The sequence below is a fragment of the Listeria sp. MAN/IMW/UF555 genome, assembly GCF_058684075.1.
The window spans coordinates 357811-376796 of sequence record NZ_JBZWZS010000001.1 but is presented as its reverse complement, the minus strand read 5'-3'; the positions used below and the strand labels follow the sequence as shown (position 1 = coordinate 376796).

Genomic DNA, 18986 nt, shown 5'->3' with positions numbered 1-18986 from the left:
TTATACGGAGGTGTACGACATGAGTAAAGTTCGTGTATATGAATATGCAAAAGAACATCAAGTATCAAGTAAAAAAGTCATTGAAGCATTAAAAGACTTAGGTATTGAAGTGGCAAACCATATGTCCACTATTAATGAAAATGCGTTAAGACAATTAGACAATGCTATCGATGGTACAAATAAAAAAGCCGAAGCACCCAAGAAAGAAACTACTAGCAACGAAAATGGAAATAGTAAGGGGCCAAACAAACCAAATATGACAAATAGTAATGAAAAGTCGAATAAACCAAATAAACCAGCAGGACAAGCTAATAAACCAGCAACTGCAAACAAAAGCCAAGGTGCAAAACCAGCGACAAATAAACCAGCAAACACAAGTAATCAGACACAATCAAGCGGCAATAAGCAACCAGCTGGCGGACAAAAACGCAACAACAATAACAACAGTAATCGTCCAGGCGGCGGCAATCCAAACCGTCCAGGCGGCAACAATCGTCCGAATCGTGGCGGCAATTTTAACAATAAGGGCCGTAACACGAAGAAAAAAGGTAAATTAAACCACAGTACAGTACCACCAACGCCGCCGAAACCAAAAGAACTTCCTGAAAAAATCGTTTTCAGCGAATCTCTAACAGTAGCGGAATTAGCTAAAAAATTATATAGAGAACCATCTGAACTAATCAAAAAACTATTTATGCTTGGTGTTGTTGCAACAATTAACCAATCATTAGATAAAGATGCAATCGAATTAATTTGTGATGATTACGGTGTGCAAGTAGAAGAAGAAATCAAAGTCGATGTAACAGACTTAGATGTTTACTTTGAAAATGAACTAAATGAAGCTGTTGACGAGTCTAAACTTGTTGAACGCCCACCAGTTGTTACGATTATGGGTCACGTTGACCATGGTAAAACAACTTTACTAGATTCCCTTCGTAATACAAAAGTTACTTTAGGAGAAGCTGGTGGTATCACACAACATATTGGTGCTTATCAACTAGAAATTCACGATAAAAAAATTACTTTCCTTGATACACCAGGACATGCTGCGTTTACAGCAATGCGTGCTCGTGGTGCGCAAATTACTGATATTACGATTTTAGTTGTAGCAGCAGATGATGGCGTTATGCCACAAACAATTGAAGCAATCAACCACGCGAAAGCTGCGGGAATGCCGATTATTGTTGCTGTTAATAAAATTGATAAACCACAAGCAAATCCAGACCGCGTAATGCAAGAATTAACGGAGTATGAATTAGTTCCAGAAGCTTGGGGCGGCGATACAATTTTCGCACCAATCTCAGCTAAATTTGGTGAAGGTCTTGAGAACTTGTTAGATATGATTTTACTTGTTTCTGAAGTAGAAGAATTAAAAGCAAATCCAGATCGTCGTGCAATTGGTTCTGTTATTGAAGCAGAACTTGATAAAGGTCGTGGTCCAGTTGCGACTTTACTAGTACAAGATGGAACGCTTAATATCGGGGATCCAATCGTTGTAGGGAATACTTTTGGTCGTGTTCGTGCCATGGTTAATGACCTAGGCCGCCGCGTGAAAAAAGTTGGACCTAGTACACCAGTTGAAATCACTGGATTAAATGATGTTCCACAAGCTGGCGATCGCTTCGTTGTTTTTGAAGATGAAAAAACAGCAAGAAACATCGGGGAAACTCGCGCAAGTCGCGCACTTGTAGCTCAACGTTCAGCAACAAACCGCGTAAGTTTAGATAACTTATTTGAACATATGAAAGCTGGCGAAATGAAAGAAGTTAACGTTATTATTAAAGCAGACGTTCAAGGTTCTGTAGAGGCTCTTGCTGCGTCACTTCGCAAAATTGACGTAGAAGGCGTTAACGTTAAAATCATTCATACTGCCGTTGGTGCGATCAATGAATCAGATATTACTTTAGCTGCAGCTTCTAATGCAATTATTATTGGATTTAACGTTCGTCCAACTACACAAGCTCGTGAAGCAGCAGAAAACGAAAGTGTAGATATTCGTCTACACCGTGTTATTTATAAAGCAATTGATGAAATTGAAGCAGCGATGAAAGGTATGCTTGACCCAGAATTCCAAGAAAAAATTATTGGTCAAGCGCAAGTTCGTCAAACAATCAATGTTTCTAAAGTGGGTACAATTGCCGGCTGTTACGTAACAGATGGTAAAATAACTCGTGATAGTGGCGTTCGTATTATCCGTGACGGAATCGTTGTTTTTGAAGGCGAAATTGCAACACTTAAACGCTTTAAAGATGATGCTAAAGAAGTAGCAAAAGGTTACGAATGTGGTATTACAGTTCAAAACTTCAACGATATTAAAGAAGACGATGTAATCGAAGCATACGTTATGGAAGAAATTGAAAGAAAATGATTCAATCAGTAATTAGTGAATTTTTCATGCAGGAACCACAAAACCTTAAAGAAAAACGCGCTATACTGCAACGAATTTTAACGAGAACAAAGCAAAAATTTAATATCTCCATTGCAGAAACAGATTATCAGGATTTATGGCAGCGAACTGAAATTAGCTTTGCTGTTGTATCCGCCTCGCATATCCAAGCTGAAAAAGAAGCTAGAGAAGTACTTGCTTTTCTAGATTCTTTTCCAGAGTGGGAGCGAGCTGAGACAGTAATGGAGAAGTTATAAAAGAGGTGAATACAATTGAACGTACGAGCAAATCGTGTCAGTGAACAAATGAAAAAAGAATTGGGCGATATTTTAAATCGTAAAATCAAAGACCCTCGCTTAGGTTTTGTTACTGTAACGGGAGTAGATGTTACTGGGGACTTACAAGAAGCTAAGGTGTTCATTTCCATTCTTGGTACCGATAAGGAAAAAGAAAATACGTTACTCGCACTTGCGAAAGCGCATGGCTTTATCCGCTCTGAAATCGGTCGCCGTATTCGACTTCGTAAAGTTCCAGAAATGTCTTTTGAAATAGATAATTCCATCGCTTACGGAAATCGAATCGATGAATTGCTTCGTGACTTAAATAACGATCAATAATAAATAAAAGTTTAAGGCAATCCCTTTATCTTCTCATTCAAACGGGATGTAAGTGGAGAATTGTCTTAAACTTTTTTTCTTAGAAGGAGGAGCTAGATGAACGGCATTATCCCACTGTGGAAAGAACGCGGAATGACAAGTCATGATTGCGTTTTTAAATTAAGAAAAATTTTACATACAAAAAAAGTCGGCCATACCGGTACTCTTGATCCAGAAGTGGAAGGCGTTCTCCCAATTTGTATCGGTCGTGCAACAAAATTGGCGGAATATGTGACAGATGAAGGGAAAGTATATGTAGCTGAAATAACATTAGGTAAATCCACAACAACAGAAGATGCCACGGGCGAAACTGTTGCAACGAAGGGATTAGCCGAAATTTCAGCAGAAGAACTTCAAGCTGCCCTTACAAAGCTGACCGGAAAAATCACACAAATTCCACCGATGTTTTCAGCCGTAAAGGTTAACGGTAAGAAGTTGTATGAATATGCAAGAGCAGGAATAGAGATAGAACGACCATCCAGACAAGTGGATATTTATTCATTAGTCCGTTTAGATGGCGTCACTCCGCTAACTGAATCAAATCCGACTTTTAAATTAGAAATTTCATGTGGTAAAGGAACATATATCCGCACATTAGCTGTCATGATCGGCGAATTGCTGGGGTATCCAGCCCATATGTCCAAACTAGAACGGACCCGTAGCGGCTTTTTCAAAAAAGAAGATTGTCTAACCCTGGCAGAAATTGATGAAAAGATGCAAGCAAATGATACTGATTTTTTATATCCGCTTGAAAAAGGCATTGAATCAATGGCAAAACTAGAAATAGATGAAGAAATACACGCAAAAGTTTTAAACGGCGTATTATTACCAAAATCTTTATTCCAAACAGTTGAAAACGAACCTCGTGTCGCACTTATTTTTCAAGAGAAATTAACGGCAATTTATAAACCGCACCCGGAGAAAAAAGATCTCTTTAAACCAGAAAAAGTCATTGAGTTACAACAAGCATAGTAATTGCGACTGCAACTTTCTTATATTATGATATTAGAGGAATTCGAATTTAGAGGAGAAGTGGCAAAAAAATGAAGACGATATACTTACATCATCCAATTACAACGGATGAATGGACTGACGTAAAAAAAGTAATGGCACTTGGGTTCTTTGATGGGGTTCATTTAGGTCATCAAGCAGTCATTAAACAAGCGAAACAGATTGCTGAAGAAAAAGGGCTTCAAACAGCAGTATTGACGTTTGATCCTCACCCATCTGTCGTTTTAAGCAATATTCGGAAACAAGTGAAATATTTAACGCCACTCGAAGATAAAGCAGAAAAAATGGCTGAACTTGGCGTTGATATAATGTATGTAGTTCGCTTTACTACACAGTTTTCAGAGCTGTCCCCCCAAGCGTTTGTTGATAAATACCTCGTTGCATTAAATGTAGAACATGTTGTAGCTGGTTTCGACTATTCGTATGGAAAAAAAGGCGAAGGAAAAATGACGGAATTAGAAAACTACGCAAATGCTCGTTTTGAAGTAACTATTGTGGATAAACAAACAGCTGCTAGTGATAAAATAAGTTCAACTAACATTCGCCGAGCAATTACAGAAGGCGAACTGGAAGAAGCAAACCAATTACTAGGCTATCCTTATACAACAAAAGGAACTGTTATTCATGGTGATAAACGCGGCAGAACTATTGGATTCCCGACAGCAAACATTCTTGTTAATGAAGATTATTTGATTCCAAAGCTTGGTGTCTATGCAGTGAAATTCCGCGTGAACGGTGAAACGCATCTTGGTATGGCGAGCATTGGTTATAACATTACTTTTAAAGATGACCAAGCGTTGTCTATTGAGGTTTATATTTTAGATTTCCACCGCGAAATTTACGGCGAAGAAGCGGAAATAGAATGGTACCAATTTTTCCGTCCTGAACTTAAATTTAATGGTGTAGAAGGCTTGATTGCACAATTAGAAAAAGACGAGCAAGATACAAGAGCTTTTTTTGACAATTTAGATGATTAAACGACTATTTCTGCTTGCTTTTGGAGCCTAAATAGTGTATCTTTAAATCTGTACGAACAGAACCATTACTTGGCTTTTGCGACTCACCGACGCTTGGCTCAGTAATCGGGGATATTTTAGAAGGAGGTGGAAAGAAATGGCTTTAACTCAAGAACGCAAAAATGAAATTATTGCAGAGTACCGTGTCCATGATACAGATACTGGTTCACCAGAAGTACAAATCGCTGTATTAACTGCTGAAATCAATAGCTTAAATGAACACGTTCGCGTACACAAAAAAGATCATCACTCTTACCGTGGATTAATGAAAATGGTAGGTCACCGTCGTAACCTATTAACTTACCTACGTAAAAAAGATGTTCAACGTTACCGCGAACTTATCAAACGTTTAGGTTTACGTCGATAAAAACCAGACGAAAGCGGGATACCAAAAGTTCCCGCTTTTTTTGAGTATTAACTATACTAAATTTTGGAAAACACGCCGAAGAAATGAAACTTTATCGCATGAATCCAAAAACGTGCTTCAAAAATCGCTATTTTTAGCAGGTTTTTGGATTCATGTGTGCTTTAGAAAATCTAAAGTGTGCGTGAACATTCTTATGCATGGTAAAGTTTCTGGTTCGTGTTTTTCCTAATCAAAGGAGATTAAAATATGTCTGAAAAACAAGTATTTTCAACAGAATGGGCAGGTAAGACATTATCTGTCGAAGTAGGTCAATTAGCAAAACAAGCAAGTGGAGCAGCCTTAATTCGTTACGGCGATACTGTCGTTTTAACAGCTGCAGTTGGTTCAAAAAAACCACGTCCTGGCGACTTTTTCCCATTAACAGTTAACTATGAAGAAAAAATGTATTCCGTGGGTAAAGTTCCCGGTGGATTCTTAAAACGTGAAGGACGTCCAAGTGACCGTGCAACATTAACAGCGCGCCTAATTGACCGTCCAATCCGTCCATTATTTGCAGAAGGTTTCCGTAATGAAGTTCAAATTACTTCTACTGTATTCAGTGTGGATCAAGATTGTTCTCCAGAAATGGCAGCAATGCTTGGATCTTCTGTTGCATTAGTTATTTCTGATATTCCATTTGAAGGACCAATCGCTGGTGTTGATGTTGGCCGTATTGACGGAAAATACGTTATTAACCCAACTATTGAACAAGCAGAAAAAAGTGATATTAGCTTAACTGTTGCAGGAACTTATGATGCAATCAACATGGTAGAAGCTGGAGCAAAAGAAGTTTCAGAAGAAGCAATGCTTGAAGCAATTATGTTTGGACATGAAGAAATTAAACGCCTTTGTGAATTCCAACAACAAATCATCGCTGCAGTTGGTAAAGAAAAACGCGAAATCGAACTTTTCGTAAGCGATCCTGAACTTGAAGCAGAAGTAAAAGCAGCAAGTGAAGGTAAAATGAAAGCAGCTATCAAAACAGAAGAGAAAAAAGCTCGTGAAGCTGCAATTGAAGAAGTAAAAGAAGAAATTTTAGAAAGCTATAAAGCAAAAGAATTAGAAAATGAAGCAGAAATTCTTGGTGAAGTAGCTCATATTCTTGAAATGATTGAAAAAGACGAAATGCGTCGTTTAATTTCTCAAGATAAAATCCGTCCAGATGGTCGTAAAGTAAATGAAATCCGTCCACTTTCTTCTGAAGTTGGCATGCTTCCACGTGTCCATGGTTCAGGTTTATTCACTCGTGGTCAAACACAAGCTTTAAGCGTATGTACATTAGCGCCGCTTCGTGAACACCAAATCATTGACGGTTTAGGCACAGAAGAATATAAACGATTCATGCACCATTATAACTTCCCGCAATTCAGTGTTGGGGAAACTGGTCCTCGTCGTGCCCCGGGTCGTCGTGAAATCGGTCATGGTGCGTTAGGTGAACGTGCATTACAATATGTTATTCCTTCCGAAGAGGAATTCCCGTACACAATCCGTCTAGTATCAGAAGTTCTTGAATCGAACGGTTCTAGTTCTCAAGCAAGTATTTGTGGATCTACACTTGCAATGCTTGATGCTGGTGTTCCAATTAAAGCGCCAGTTGCTGGTATCGCAATGGGTCTTGTAAAACTTGGTGATGACTACACAATCCTTTCTGATATTCAAGGTATGGAAGATCACTTTGGCGATATGGACTTCAAAGTTGCTGGAACAAAAGATGGTATTACAGCACTTCAAATGGACATCAAAATTGATGGCTTAAGTCGTCAAATTTTAGACGAAGCATTAACACAAGCAAAAGAAGGTCGCTTGCATATTCTAGAACACTTAACAAGTACAATTAGCGAACCTCGTGAAGAACTTTCTGCGTATGCTCCAAAAATTATTACGCTTAATATCAAACCAGAAAAAATTAAAGATGTTATTGGACCTGGTGGAAAACAAATCAATGCAATCATTGAAGAAACAGGCGTAAAAATTGATATTGAACAAGATGGTACAGTTTACATTGCTTCACAAGATCAAGCGATGAACCGTAAAGCAATTGCTATCATCGAAGACATCGTTCGTGAAGTAGAAGTTGGAGAAGTTTACACTGGTAAAGTTCGTCGTATCGAAAAATTTGGCGCGTTTGTTGAATTATTCAAAGGTACAGATGGTTTAGTTCATATTTCTGAATTAGCACATGAACGTGTTGGTAAAGTGGAAGACATCTTAAAACTTGGCGATGAAGTAACGGTTAAAGTTATCGAAGTAGACCACCAAGGCCGCGTTAACTTATCACGTAAAGCATTGCTAGAGAAAAAAGAACAACCAGAAGGCGACAAAAAACCTCAAGCAGAGAAAAAATTCTACCCTAAAACAAAAAAACCAGAATCTAAATAATAGCAAAAAAGCAAGTAGTTAAAAACTACTTGCTTTTTTTATTATCTTTTTGGTCGTGTTTTTAAATGTGTTCGAAGTGATTTTTGAATCGTTTTCCAGCGATCCCGTTCTTGTCTGGCTAAAGCAGGGCTGTTTTTTCGAGCATGATAAGCCATTTCACGTTGTAATTTCTGCCAATTTTCATAATGTTTTAGCGAAAGCGTCCCATCTGCTAATGCTTCCTGAACCGCACAGCCAGGCTCACTTGTATGAGAACAATCGTGAAAACGACAATCTTTACTTAATTCTTCTACGTCAGAAAATGTAGTTTCTAGACCAGCTTGATTTAAACCAATCCCGAATTCACGCATACCAGGCGTATCAATAATAATCCAACCATTAGCAAGCAAGTGCATTTCTCTATGAGTCGTTGTATGCTTTCCTTTACTGTCATCCTCGCGAATCTCCGAAGTTTTCATCAGATCCGCTCCTGCAAGACTATTAATAAAGGAGGATTTACCAACCCCGGATGATCCGAGTAAAACGAGGGTGCTATTTGGCTTCAAATCAGCCTCCAGAGCTTCAAAACCACGGTGCGATAAATTATCTACATAATAAGTAGGAACGCCATAAGCGACCGTTTCGAGCTCCATAGTGAAGGGCGTAAGGTCATCAACTAAATCTGCTTTTGTTAAAATGATAATTGGCGTAGCACCACTATCCCAAGCAACCGTTAAATAACGTTCTAGCCTATTTAAATTAAAATCATGGTTCAAACTCATAACAATAAGCGCATAATCAAAATTTGCGGCAATTAATTGTTCCTCTGAATCCTTAGTCATTCGAGAAAAAATTGTTTTCCTTTGTAATACAGATAAAATTTGTTTCTCATTGCTTACTTCGACAAAGTCACCGACAGCTGGCAAATTAGAAGGGGATAATTCGTAAAAATTTCCTCGTTTAAGCGTGGCTAAAAATTCCCCATTTTCCGTTATAACACGATAAAAATATCTAAATACCGCTGTAACTCTCCCGTATGAAGAAGTGGCAGCAATTTTTTGTTCTTCAAAAAAACTTGTAAAACCATATTTTTCAAGTATCAATTGTTTCGCTCCTTTGTAAGTCGGGAGCATTCTATAGGTAAAATACCCCCGTATTATTTATGAGGTTTTTCATTTTTACATTTTCCATATCTCATCATCCTTTCTTTCTTAAATAATAACAAAAAAAGGAAATAAGTTCTAGACTCATTTCCTTTTTTAATAATTAATCTTTATGTGTCAAGATTTTTGCGATTTTTTCATAATCCATGTCACTCTTGAGCGTATAACTACCGTCACGAATGTATTTTTCATAATTATTATCTCTTAAGTATTTATCGAACTCTGAAGAACTTTTAACGATACCATTTGCTTCAAGTTCGTCGCCAGCTTTGGAAGAGGGATCTCCTCTAGAAATCGTTAATGTATAGCTTTTTACTTTTTTAGCTTCTTCAGCTTTCTTTTTAGCAGCTTCTTCGGCTTTTTTCTTTGCGTCCGCTTCTGCTTGTTTATCTAATTCTTGTTGAGCTAATAATTTTTCGTATTTGCTTTTCCATGTTTTTGAGTTTTCATCAGAACCAGTTTTTTTTGATGTGACTTTAGTTTCATCTGCTTTGGTCTGAGTTGAGAAAAACTGATTATAAACCAGTAAGACAACGGCAGAAATTAAGAAACCTAGCGCCAACATCCGTAAGTTTTTCTTCACAGATAGGCTCCTCCTTTAAAATTTAAATCAATGTTTTAAATATTCTTCAATGATTTTTTCTACTTCTTCTTTAGGTAGGGATGACTGTTCAGCAATTTCTGAAGTTACGATTCCAGAAGTATAAAGGGTAATCACTTGTTTTTTCATCAATTCGCGAACTTTTGGACTTTCAGGAACTTGCTCAACCTCAACGGTAGGGGCATCCATTTTCATTGCTTTTTCTAATTCAGAGACACGTTGTTTTAATTCAAAGTTTTCTTGCATCCACTGAGCAGCAACATCTTCCAGTTCTTTTTCTAATTGCTTATTATCGCCTTTTTGTAAAAATGAAATGACAAACAGCGCAATAGCAGCAATTAATAAGATAATTATGACTGTGGTCATGGGTTTTATAAACACCTCTCTTCCATAAACTCTACTACTAGTTATAGCATAATTTAACATAAAACACCATCCGAAATAAGGTTTTGTAAAGAAAATAAAAAGAAAATGCATAGAGTCCTTGCAACAACTGTGTAAAAATGATATTATTATACAGGTTTAGTAAATAAATTCGTCAGTCGGAGTTGGAGGGAAAAATAATGCGCGTTAATATTACTTTAGAATGCACTGAATGCGGTGATCGTAATTATATCACTACTAAAAATAAGCGTGAAAATCCGGAACGTATTGAATTAAAAAAATATTGTCCAAGATTGCGCCGTGTAACTTTACACCGCGAAACTAAGTAAGCAGCAGGATCTCCATTCTGTTGCTTTTTTTATTATAAAAAAGGGGGAAGTCAAGATGGCAGACAAACACCTTATTCGAGAGAAAGTTTTGCGTAATTTAAACACTATTGATAAAGTAGAACACCGAGAACGTTCTATTAAACTTGCAGAAAAACTATTTCTATTACCAGAGTGGAATCAAGCAAAAGTAATCGGGATTACACTAGCAAGACATCCAGAGATTGAAACGGAAACAATAATACTTCAAGCGAAAAAAGAAGGAAAGACCGTTTTAATTCCAAAAACATTTTACCCAAGTAGAAAAATGGAATTTAAAAAAATGGATTCTAGTCATCCGCTTATTAAAACAAAATTTGGTATTTTAGAGCCTCATGAGTTAGCAGAAACAGTCGATAAAGATGCAATTGACTTATTAATAGTTCCAGGAGTTGTTTTTAATAAAGCGCATTTTAGAATAGGTTTTGGCGGCGGCTTCTATGATAGATTTTTAGCCGATTTTAAAGGAGAAACAGTCTCTTTGTGTTTATATGAGCAACAAATAGAATTCACTCCAGAAAGCCATGATAAACCTGTTTCTATTCTTATTGAAGGATAGATAAAAATAATTCTATAGAAAATAGGGTGGATTGTTTACAACGCCCCTTTTTTTGCGTATAGTAGTAAATATAATTTGTAATGAAAGCAGGGAATTTTTTGAGCTTCCAAGAACAATATGTCTTCTGGCGCCTAACTAACTATTTCTTGGGTGTTGAAAAATACCGTTTGATCCATCTTCATGAGGAGAAACAAGAACTTTGGTTAGAAAATACCAGCCAGAAAAAAAGACCAGTCATCCGTATTCAGATGAAAGAATTAAGTTGGGCAAATGTGGTGGAACGTGATGTGACCCACACATTACATGTAACTGAAAACCTTCGTAAGCAAATGGGACGCTTAAAATTGCCTCTTGTTAATATATATATAACTCCATTTGAGCCTATGGGTGACATTTCGCCTTTTTTTGGACAAACCATTGCGTCTCCAAATGAAAAAGTGAAATTAGAAAATATATTACTTGCAAACGAGCAGATGCAGGAGCACCTTGAATTACTTATAAAAAAACTAGATGTACCAGAAGAAGCATTTATTCTTCCTAATGAAATAACAAAAGAAATGGTAGCAAAAGAACGTGAGCAAGTAATCACTTATATTACTACTAAAGTAAATGAAGAACAAAAAGTAGCTAGAAATTCTAAACCAATTGTCACGTATTCATTTATTGGACTTATAGTTGCAGCATTTCTATGGGTTACCTTCCAAGGTGGCTCAACAGATACTTTTAACTTAATTAAATGGGGCGGGAAATTCAACCCACTTATTTATGCCGGGGAATGGTGGCGCTTTATTTCACCAATTTTTCTCCATAGCGGTCTAATTCATCTTGCATCCAATGCAGTAATGCTCTATATTGTTGGTGCCTGGGCAGAGCGTATTTATGGTAAATGGCGATATATTCTTATACTTCTTTTAGGTGGTATTTGTGGTAACATAGCAAGCTTTGCGTTAAATATGAATTTATCCGTTGGAGCTAGCACGGCAGTTTTTGCTGTAATGGGTGCACTATTATATTTAGTTGTATTAAAACCAAATCTTTATGCGAAAACAATTGGAACAAGTATTGCTTCCTTAGTAGCGATTAATCTACTGATAGATGTCTTCTCTACGCAAATTGATATTGCTGGTCACATTGGTGGATTAGTTGGCGGATTTTTACTCGCAGGAGCATTATCATTACCAAAACAATTTTTCCATTGGCGTAGACTTGCTTATGGAGTATCCCTTGTTGCAGTAGCTATCCTCTTTTTATATTTTGGTTTCCAAAAAGGGGAACAGCCTTATGATCCCATGCCAGCCAATATAGCAGTTCAACAATATTTGCAAGAACATAACAAAGAAGAAGCTACAAAAATTATAGATAATTTAATTGAAAGCGGAAGTGCTGATGGCTATTCTTATACTTATGCATCATCTATTGCTTTACAAAATAAGCAAATAGATAAGGCAGAAGATATGGCGAACGAAGCAATTAGTCTGGATAATGACATCCCAGAAGCCCATTATTATTTATCTTTTTGTTATAGAGTACAAGGGAATATAGAGGGCGCCCTTAAAGAAGCCGATACTGCTAAACAATTATCCAGTAATCCGTTTTTTGATTCTTATTATGATGAGTTAGAAAAAAGCAAAGAATAAGAGGTTTTTAATGTGAAAACAGTTTATGATGTTGCTCAATTATTACGAAAGCATGGCATAATTGTTTATTTAGGAAAGCGACAATATGACATCGAAATGATGGAATATGAAGTCACAGAACTTTTTAAGCATAATATTTTAGATAGAGAAGTTTTTGCTAGAGCTCGCAGTATATTGAAACAAGAATTAATCAAAGAACAACGAAAAAATAGTAGTTTAAATTAAATTGATTATAAGGAGAACAGCAGAATGAACAAAAAATTGATTGGTGTAGATTTAGGCGGGACAACTGCAAAATTAGCTATTTTAACAAAAGAAGGCGACATTGAAGAAAAATGGACTATCGATACAAATATTGAGGATAAAGGTGCTCATATTGTAAAAGACATCGGTGACTCTATTAATCAAAAATTAACTGACTTACAGCTGGACAATGACATTTTTTACGGTATTGGAATGGGAACTCCAGGAACAGTAAATTATGAAACAGGAACAGTTAAAGGTGCATATAACCTTGGCTGGGCCGAAGAACAAAATGTTAGCGAAGACTTAGAAAAAATTACTGGTTTAAAAATAGAATTAGATAATGATGCGAATGTTGCAGCACTAGGTGAACGCTGGAAAGGTGCTGGTGAAGGTGGTGCGAATGTTGTATTTGTAACACTTGGAACAGGCGTCGGCGGTGGAATCTTTGCAGAAGGTAAAATTCTTCACGGAATTCGTGGCGCAGCAGGTGAAATCGGTCACGTAACAGTTGTTCCAGAAAATGGCTATGATTGTACTTGCGGTAAAAAAGGTTGTTTAGAAACTGTAGCTTCCGCAACTGGTATTGTGCGTGTAGCAAAAGACCTAGCAAAAGAATTTACTGGTGAATCAGCACTTAAAGAAGCCATCAATAAACAAGAAACTATTACTTCTAAATTAATTTTTGAATTAGGTGCAGAAAATGATAAATTAGCAAATGAAACGATTGATAAAATCTCTTTCTATTTGGCCCTAGCACTTAGTCACATCGGTAACATGTTAAATCCTGAAAAAATCATTATCGGCGGGGGAGTTTCAGCAGCAGGAGATCAACTTTTAACACCTGTCAGAAATTATTTTGAGACAATGGTATTTCCAGCAGTTAAAGAATCCACTAAATTATCCATTGCGACAAAAGGGAATGACGCTGGGATAATAGGTGCTGCTTGGTTAGCATTACCAGTTGAAGATTAATAATTTTTATAAGCTACAATAACACTCCATTATTGTAGCTTATCTTACTTAAGATGATCTTTCTATCACTCATTGTTTTAGCTTACTATGAAAAGGGTAAAATTCTAGCATAGAGAGATTGGAGGCCAGAGATGAAAAAATCAAAAGCTTTTTTGCTAATTACCTTGTTAATGGGCTTGGTTTTTATCTCTTTTGGTTGCTCAGAGGAAAAAGAAACGCCAAAAAAGACTGCAAAAGAAGTTCAGGGTGTTCAAATTAAAACAAAAGAATTCCAACGTGTTGTTGGCTGGTTGTCAAAAGATACTGTCTTGTTACAAACCAAAAAGCATGGGACAACCTACTTTGAAGAATTAGATATTTATAATGAAAAAAAGCGTGCTATCTTTAATACAAATGAATCTATTTCAGAAGTCCAAATTAGTCCGGATTATCGAAATATTTTGCTTTATTCTGCTGAGTCAGACAAAAAAGCAACCATGCGAATCATCGCCTTAAATGATGGATCAATAGTGGCGTCTAGAGATACTAAACCGCTAACGACAACTTTCTATTGGAATGATGAATCGCCTGAAAAAATAATGTTTGTGACTTATAGTCCTCAGTGGAATTTTCATATTGAGAACTGGGATTATACAACTAATCAAGTTGATAATGTAGATTTAGTATCTCCGTTTATCTCTTGGTATGGTGATAATTTGGTTATTTCAAATAATAAAGATAAACCAGATGATGAATTAGGGAACTTATATTTACAAGATATTAGAGATAATGCCACTAAAAGTTTAATTGTTGCTAATATAATGCAATTTGCTGTACATGATAATGTTTTACTTACGATTGAGAAATCTTCGAATGAAAAATTATTGTATGTTTTTAGAACAATAGGTTTTCAAAATTTTTTCTCTTATGATTCAGCAAGAGAGTATGATGAATTAGGAACTTTTATCCCGTATTTTGATATAAATTTTGATAAAAATACTTTTTTAACTTTCGTACCTTATAAGAGTCAAAAAATAAGCAGTGGGCCACATGAATATAAATTGGTAAAAGTTGATCCGACGAACAAAAAAGAAACAACGGTACTCGAATTAATGGATAATCAACCTATTTTATCGTATGAAACAGGAGACTTAGTGCTCTATGGTTATCTATTTGATAAGGTTATTGATACAAAAACTGGCAAAATGTATAATTTAATCAATACACCAACTAAATCTTTTTAAACAACGAACTCTTGCTTATGGGTTCGTTGTTTTTGTTAGCGTATAACCATTTTCTAGGGTGATGTTGCAGTTAAAGCTAGATAAAGTATCGTCAGTTGATTGACATTTTATTATTGAGCTACCGTATTTTATGTTAAGTTGGTTGGCTAACATCGAATCATCTTTTGCTACTAACAGTGCTAAATTCAACTCTGCAGATGCTAAATAATAGTTTTGAAGTTGTTTTTCATATTGAATTTGAGTCTTAAAAATTGAAGCGCTACCTGTCACAATTAATATTGTAATCAACGCTATAAAAAGTATAAACGGGAGCGTAAATCCATTATTTTTCATTAGAATTCATTCGCTTTCGTCAGAGGGAATTTGGAAGTATAGAACTTATTATTGGAAAAAGTAACTTTTAAAATAAGCTGGTTTTCCTCATTGGTAATTTGCCAGTTAGTTACTTTGTGTAATAAAGGCTCATGTCCTTTACCGTTTACTTGCCGCCGTAGAATGTTATTGTATTTTGAATAAGTAACGAGATTATCATTTACTTTGAAAGATAGTTTTTCTGGATTCACTTGTATATTTGTTGCTTTTTCTAATTCTAACCGAGTTTGTACCAAAAATAATTGCCATTCACTTGTTTGATCTAAATTACTAAGCTGGATAGTTTTATGATAACATTCGAAAAATAATGGAATAAGAGAGCTGATACTTAAAACGATGGTGATCGATAGAATTGTTTCAAGCAAAGTGAAGGCTGATGTGCTCTTTTTATAATGTACATTTTTCAATTGTATTAGTTTTTGCACAAACTTGGATACCTCCTTGATAATAAAAGCTTTTTATTTGCTCATCATCGAAAATAACTGGAACACTTCTAAAACGTAGTAGCTCGCTGTGTTCGAAAATTTGTTGATATAGTTGGCTAATTTCTTTCTGCTGATCTAGCTTTTGAAAAATAGTCATAGAAATTGGTAACAAAAAACTACATACAATAGAGAAAAGCAGTAAAGAAACCATACTTTCTACTAATGAGAATCCATTAACCTTATTCAACTCGAAAACGTCCTTTCCCAATTTGGAATATAATCTTATACTTTTTATTTATTCCTGAAAGATGAATCGTAGAAAAACGATTGATAGTAGCATCTAGACTAGAAAAACGATAATTCTCAATTTTGGTTTGTTGTAAACTTAAAGTATTTCCAAATGGAATAGTGATAAGTGGTTGATTGTTATAAGTCGCAATGAATTGATTTTCACTAGGAATAAAAGAAATGGTAGTATCTTGTTTTGATGTTATAGCATTTATTTGGGCAAGGTAAATAGCGGCTTTTACTTCCTCTAATAGTTGTTTCTCTGTAAGTGCAGAAATAGTGTTTGAAATGGGATAAATAGTTAGGGTAATCATAGTGAGACTAATGGATAAGACGAGTAACATTTCTAGTAAAGTGAAGGCGTTCTTTTTCATTTATTCTCAGAAACATTTCCTGAACTGTCTATTTTAATGCTTTTTCCATTAGGACAAGATTTTTGAGTGGATTTCAAATAACCACCACTAACTAAGTCATTTACTGACGGTATCGAATTTTTGTCTAGCTGGTATGATTGAACTTGTCCTTGAACCATCGAAATAAAAGCCTCGCAACCTTTGTTATTAATAGATTTACTTTGTGTAACGATATTTGGAATGGTTAGAAGTAATAATACGCTGACAACTAAAAGAACGATGAGCATTTCTACTAAGGTAAAGCCTCGATCATCTTTCCAGTCTATTTTGAATTTATACATTAGAACTCCTCCTCTAAATTTGATTTACCATGGAAAACATTGGATATAAAATTGATAAATAAATCGATATGATTAAAACTCCGATAATTATAAAAACAATTGGTTGGATAAATGAAAATAGTTTTTCTGTTTTTTGTAATACTTTTTGATGGCATAAATTGTAATAGAATAAAAATTCTTCTGCTAAATTACCATTTTTTTCTCCATGTATAGCAATGTAATATAGTTCTTTTTCAAAAATAGGCATTTTTTCTAATGCGTTTGTTAAAGATAAACCGGCTTCAAGTGAAGGAATAATATGCTTGGCTATCGAACGAATAAAAGCCGGGGAGTCATCTCGCGCAAACAATTGCATAACATGAGAAATAGAAAGGCCGCTTTTTAATAGGTAACCTATTTCTCGTGAAAAATATTGCGAATAATGGATTTTGACGAACTGTTTTATATAAGGGACACGACAATAAAAATAAGCGCGTTCATAAGCTGATTTTTTATTTTGCTTTCTAATAATAAAACCAACAAATAGAAAGAGAGTGAGCAAAATAGCACCTAATATAATCGGCATTTTTTCAAGCAAAAAATAAGTGAAATTAGTGCCAAGTGAACCATTACTTGCAAGTTGCGAAAATAAAAGTTCGAATTTTGGTAAAAGAAATATTCGAAGCAAGAAAAATACTACAATAACTGTTGAAAATAAAACTAGTGGATATTGAAATGTTTTCATTAAGGCGTTTTTTTCTTCAGCTTTTCTTTTCATATGAATACCTGTTTCTTGGATTGTTTGAATAAAAAAACCATGATTAGAGGCGTAATGAAGTTGAGAGCAAATAAACTCTGGAAACTCGCTTTGTCTAAGGGCATAAGAAAAAGAGTTGCCAACTGCAAGGGAAGCGATAATTTGCCTATATCGCTCGCTATGTTTAGGAGTGGTGATGCTTAAATAACTAATAGCTGACTCCAGCGAAAAGCCTTTATCAAGTAAACTAGCAATTCTTATTAAAAATTCGCCATCGTCTTTCCAATTAATCCGGTGAAAAAAAGCCATAAGCAACCCCTTTCTGATAAATTGCATCTAATGTATATTTAGGTTTGTTTTGTTGATAACTTGAATTAAAATAATTTTGTATATCTTTTTTAGTGATTACTTCATAAATAGCTGTTCTTTTTCGCTGTAAATGGCTACAAAGTGGATGGCACTTTGAACCACAATAGACACAATATAAATGGGATAATTGTTGAAAACTAATACCAAGTAAACATTGAGCTAATTCTTCTTTGCTAACGCCAAATTCAAGCAATCTTAATAAAACTCCATAAGTATCACCAGCATGAACAGTGCTAAATACCAAATGACCTGTTAGAGCAGCACGTACTACAATTTTTGCTGTTTCAAAGTCGCGAATTTCTCCAACTATAAGAATATCAGGGTCATGGCGAAGAACAGAACGAACAACGGGGGCATAAGTGATATTAGCTTTTTCATTAATTTCCACTTGGAGAAAACCAGGAGAATAGTGCTCAACAGGATCTTCAATTGTAATTACTTGAAGTTCAGTTTTATTTTCTATAGAGGAAACTAAACTATACATGGAACTTGATTTTCCGCTACCGGTGCTCCCTGAAAAAAGAAACAATCCTGTTTGGTTATTACATAGTTGTAAAATTTGTTTAGCTACCTTAGGAAATAGACAAGACTTTAAAAAAGGGATTGGGTATTTATAGCGGAAAATACGAATTACCATACTCTCGTGAAAGTCTTTATTAGGCATGGTAGAAAGCCTTAAAGCTATTTTTTCAGATTTAGTTTCTTTCTCGTAGCTACCAGATTGAGGCTTTCGTTTTTCGCTTATATCTAGAGCAGCTTGAAATTTGAGAAATGATATTAGCTTTTCTCCAACATCGAAGGAAAGATAGAGAAGTGGTATTAGCGTTCCATTGACCCGGAGACGAAGCAAATAACGGTTCCTTAAAGGGTGGATATGAATATCGCTTGCATTAACCCGAAGTGCTTGAGATGTAATATGATCCATTAGTTTTTGTGGCATAACAACCTCCTTACAAGTCATATTCTACAACTGTGTCTAAAATCCTTTGTTATACGATTTTTCACAAAAACTAAAAAGCGATTTTCTTAGTTAAAAAGAGTCAGATGATAGAAAATGCTTTATTAAAAAATCTTTTTAGTGTATCTCAGCCCATAGAAAAAACTTTTTTCACATTTAAT

The 18986-nt window shown here is 35.5% G+C and carries 23 protein-coding genes; 13 read left to right on the top strand and 10 right to left on the bottom strand.

The window, feature by feature from the left end; translation table 11 throughout:
* The first annotated feature begins 19 nt into the window (after positions 1–19).
* The 7 genes from infB (at position 20) to pnp (ending at position 7854) form a co-directional block, all read left to right on the top strand.
* Positions 20–2368 carry a translation initiation factor IF-2 gene (gene infB / locus AC4PG8_RS01815; protein WP_003771674.1) on the top strand — a complete coding sequence of 783 codons (2349 nt, stop codon included), beginning with the start codon at positions 20–22 and terminating at the stop codon, positions 2366–2368.
* The gene (locus AC4PG8_RS01810) at positions 2365–2643 is read left to right on the top strand and encodes a DUF503 domain-containing protein (RefSeq protein ID WP_003762053.1); all 279 of its coding nucleotides are present in this window, start codon (positions 2365–2367) and stop codon (positions 2641–2643) included. The genes infB and AC4PG8_RS01810 overlap by 4 nt, the downstream gene beginning before the upstream one ends.
* A gap of 15 nt (positions 2644–2658) precedes the next feature.
* Positions 2659–3003 carry a 30S ribosome-binding factor RbfA gene (gene rbfA, locus AC4PG8_RS01805; RefSeq protein ID WP_003719600.1) on the top strand — a complete coding sequence of 115 codons (345 nt, stop codon included), beginning with the start codon at positions 2659–2661 and terminating at the stop codon, positions 3001–3003.
* A gap of 96 nt (positions 3004–3099) precedes the next feature.
* Complete coding sequence (truB, locus tag AC4PG8_RS01800; RefSeq protein ID WP_185504870.1) at positions 3100–4014, top strand: tRNA pseudouridine(55) synthase TruB; 915 nt, start codon at positions 3100–3102, stop codon at positions 4012–4014.
* A 71-nt stretch (positions 4015–4085) separates the two neighbouring features.
* A complete protein-coding gene (locus tag AC4PG8_RS01795) occupies positions 4086–5030 on the top strand; it encodes a bifunctional riboflavin kinase/FAD synthetase (RefSeq protein ID WP_185510282.1) in 945 nt (314 codons plus the stop codon).
* 136 nt (positions 5031–5166) lie between these two features.
* Positions 5167–5436: a 30S ribosomal protein S15 gene (rpsO, locus tag AC4PG8_RS01790; protein ID WP_003719603.1), complete on the top strand. Its 270-nt coding sequence runs from the start codon at positions 5167–5169 to the stop codon at positions 5434–5436.
* A 246-nt stretch (positions 5437–5682) separates the two neighbouring features.
* Positions 5683–7854 (top strand): polyribonucleotide nucleotidyltransferase, encoded by a 2172-nt coding sequence (gene pnp / locus AC4PG8_RS01785; RefSeq protein ID WP_003771683.1) that lies wholly within the window; start codon positions 5683–5685, stop codon positions 7852–7854.
* A gap of 41 nt (positions 7855–7895) precedes the next feature.
* Here the strand turns inward: pnp and rsgA are convergent, their stop codons facing one another.
* The 3 genes from rsgA to AC4PG8_RS01770 all read right to left on the bottom strand — a co-directional run bounded on the left by rsgA (position 7896) and on the right by AC4PG8_RS01770 (position 9963).
* Positions 7896–8936 carry a ribosome small subunit-dependent GTPase A gene (rsgA, locus tag AC4PG8_RS01780; RefSeq protein ID WP_185539953.1) on the bottom strand — a complete coding sequence of 347 codons (1041 nt, stop codon included), beginning with the start codon at positions 8934–8936 and terminating at the stop codon, positions 7896–7898.
* A gap of 163 nt (positions 8937–9099) precedes the next feature.
* The gene (locus AC4PG8_RS01775) at positions 9100–9579 is read right to left on the bottom strand and encodes an endolytic transglycosylase MltG (RefSeq protein WP_003762065.1); all 480 of its coding nucleotides are present in this window, start codon (positions 9577–9579) and stop codon (positions 9100–9102) included.
* A gap of 27 nt (positions 9580–9606) precedes the next feature.
* Entirely contained in the window at positions 9607–9963 is a 357-nt protein-coding gene (locus AC4PG8_RS01770; protein ID WP_010991501.1) for a hypothetical protein, read from the bottom strand.
* 197 nt (positions 9964–10160) lie between these two features.
* Here AC4PG8_RS01770 and rpmG point away from each other — a divergent pair, with 197 nt between their 5' ends.
* The 6 genes from rpmG to AC4PG8_RS01740 all read left to right on the top strand — a co-directional run bounded on the left by rpmG (position 10161) and on the right by AC4PG8_RS01740 (position 14983).
* Positions 10161–10310: a 50S ribosomal protein L33 gene (gene rpmG, locus AC4PG8_RS01765; RefSeq protein ID WP_003719608.1), complete on the top strand. Its 150-nt coding sequence runs from the start codon at positions 10161–10163 to the stop codon at positions 10308–10310.
* Positions 10311–10365: 55 nt separating this feature from the next.
* Positions 10366–10905, top strand: coding sequence for a 5-formyltetrahydrofolate cyclo-ligase (locus AC4PG8_RS01760; RefSeq protein ID WP_003762069.1), 540 nt, complete (start codon positions 10366–10368; stop codon positions 10903–10905).
* A gap of 98 nt (positions 10906–11003) precedes the next feature.
* A complete protein-coding gene (locus tag AC4PG8_RS01755) occupies positions 11004–12542 on the top strand; it encodes a rhomboid family intramembrane serine protease (protein WP_003766750.1) in 1539 nt (512 codons plus the stop codon).
* A 12-nt stretch (positions 12543–12554) separates the two neighbouring features.
* Entirely contained in the window at positions 12555–12767 is a 213-nt protein-coding gene (locus AC4PG8_RS01750) for a YqgQ family protein (RefSeq protein ID WP_003762076.1), read from the top strand.
* 24 nt (positions 12768–12791) lie between these two features.
* Entirely contained in the window at positions 12792–13760 is a 969-nt protein-coding gene (locus AC4PG8_RS01745; protein ID WP_003762078.1) for an ROK family glucokinase, read from the top strand.
* A 131-nt stretch (positions 13761–13891) separates the two neighbouring features.
* Positions 13892–14983 (top strand): YqgU-like beta propeller domain-containing protein, encoded by a 1092-nt coding sequence (locus tag AC4PG8_RS01740; protein ID WP_045554137.1) that lies wholly within the window; start codon positions 13892–13894, stop codon positions 14981–14983.
* Between the two features lie 15 nt (positions 14984–14998).
* Here AC4PG8_RS01740 and AC4PG8_RS01735 read toward each other — a convergent pair whose 3' ends face one another.
* Genes AC4PG8_RS01735 through comGA form a run of 7 tightly spaced genes read right to left on the bottom strand, consistent with a single transcriptional unit; the run spans position 14999 to position 18807 of the window.
* On the bottom strand, positions 14999–15316 hold the full coding sequence (locus AC4PG8_RS01735; RefSeq protein ID WP_045554138.1) for a hypothetical protein: 318 nt from the start codon (positions 15314–15316) through the stop codon (positions 14999–15001).
* Positions 15316–15780, bottom strand: a complete 465-nt coding sequence (comGF, locus tag AC4PG8_RS01730; RefSeq protein WP_160463879.1) for a competence type IV pilus minor pilin ComGF — start codon at positions 15778–15780, stop codon at positions 15316–15318. Before comGF ends, AC4PG8_RS01735 begins: the two co-directional genes overlap by 1 nt.
* A complete protein-coding gene (gene comGE, locus AC4PG8_RS01725) occupies positions 15743–16027 on the bottom strand; it encodes a competence type IV pilus minor pilin ComGE (RefSeq protein ID WP_160463878.1) in 285 nt (94 codons plus the stop codon). Before comGE ends, comGF begins: the two co-directional genes overlap by 38 nt.
* Entirely contained in the window at positions 16020–16442 is a 423-nt protein-coding gene (gene comGD / locus AC4PG8_RS01720; protein ID WP_185539950.1) for a competence type IV pilus minor pilin ComGD, read from the bottom strand. The genes comGE and comGD overlap by 8 nt, the downstream gene beginning before the upstream one ends.
* Complete coding sequence (comGC, locus tag AC4PG8_RS01715; RefSeq protein WP_003771709.1) at positions 16439–16762, bottom strand: competence type IV pilus major pilin ComGC; 324 nt, start codon at positions 16760–16762, stop codon at positions 16439–16441. Before comGC ends, comGD begins: the two co-directional genes overlap by 4 nt.
* A gap of 13 nt (positions 16763–16775) precedes the next feature.
* Positions 16776–17807, bottom strand: a complete 1032-nt coding sequence (gene comGB, locus AC4PG8_RS01710; protein WP_492169958.1) for a competence type IV pilus assembly protein ComGB — start codon at positions 17805–17807, stop codon at positions 16776–16778.
* Positions 17785–18807: a competence type IV pilus ATPase ComGA gene (comGA, locus tag AC4PG8_RS01705; protein ID WP_045553017.1), complete on the bottom strand. Its 1023-nt coding sequence runs from the start codon at positions 18805–18807 to the stop codon at positions 17785–17787. The genes comGB and comGA overlap by 23 nt, the downstream gene beginning before the upstream one ends.
* Between the last annotated feature and the right edge of the window lie 179 nt (positions 18808–18986).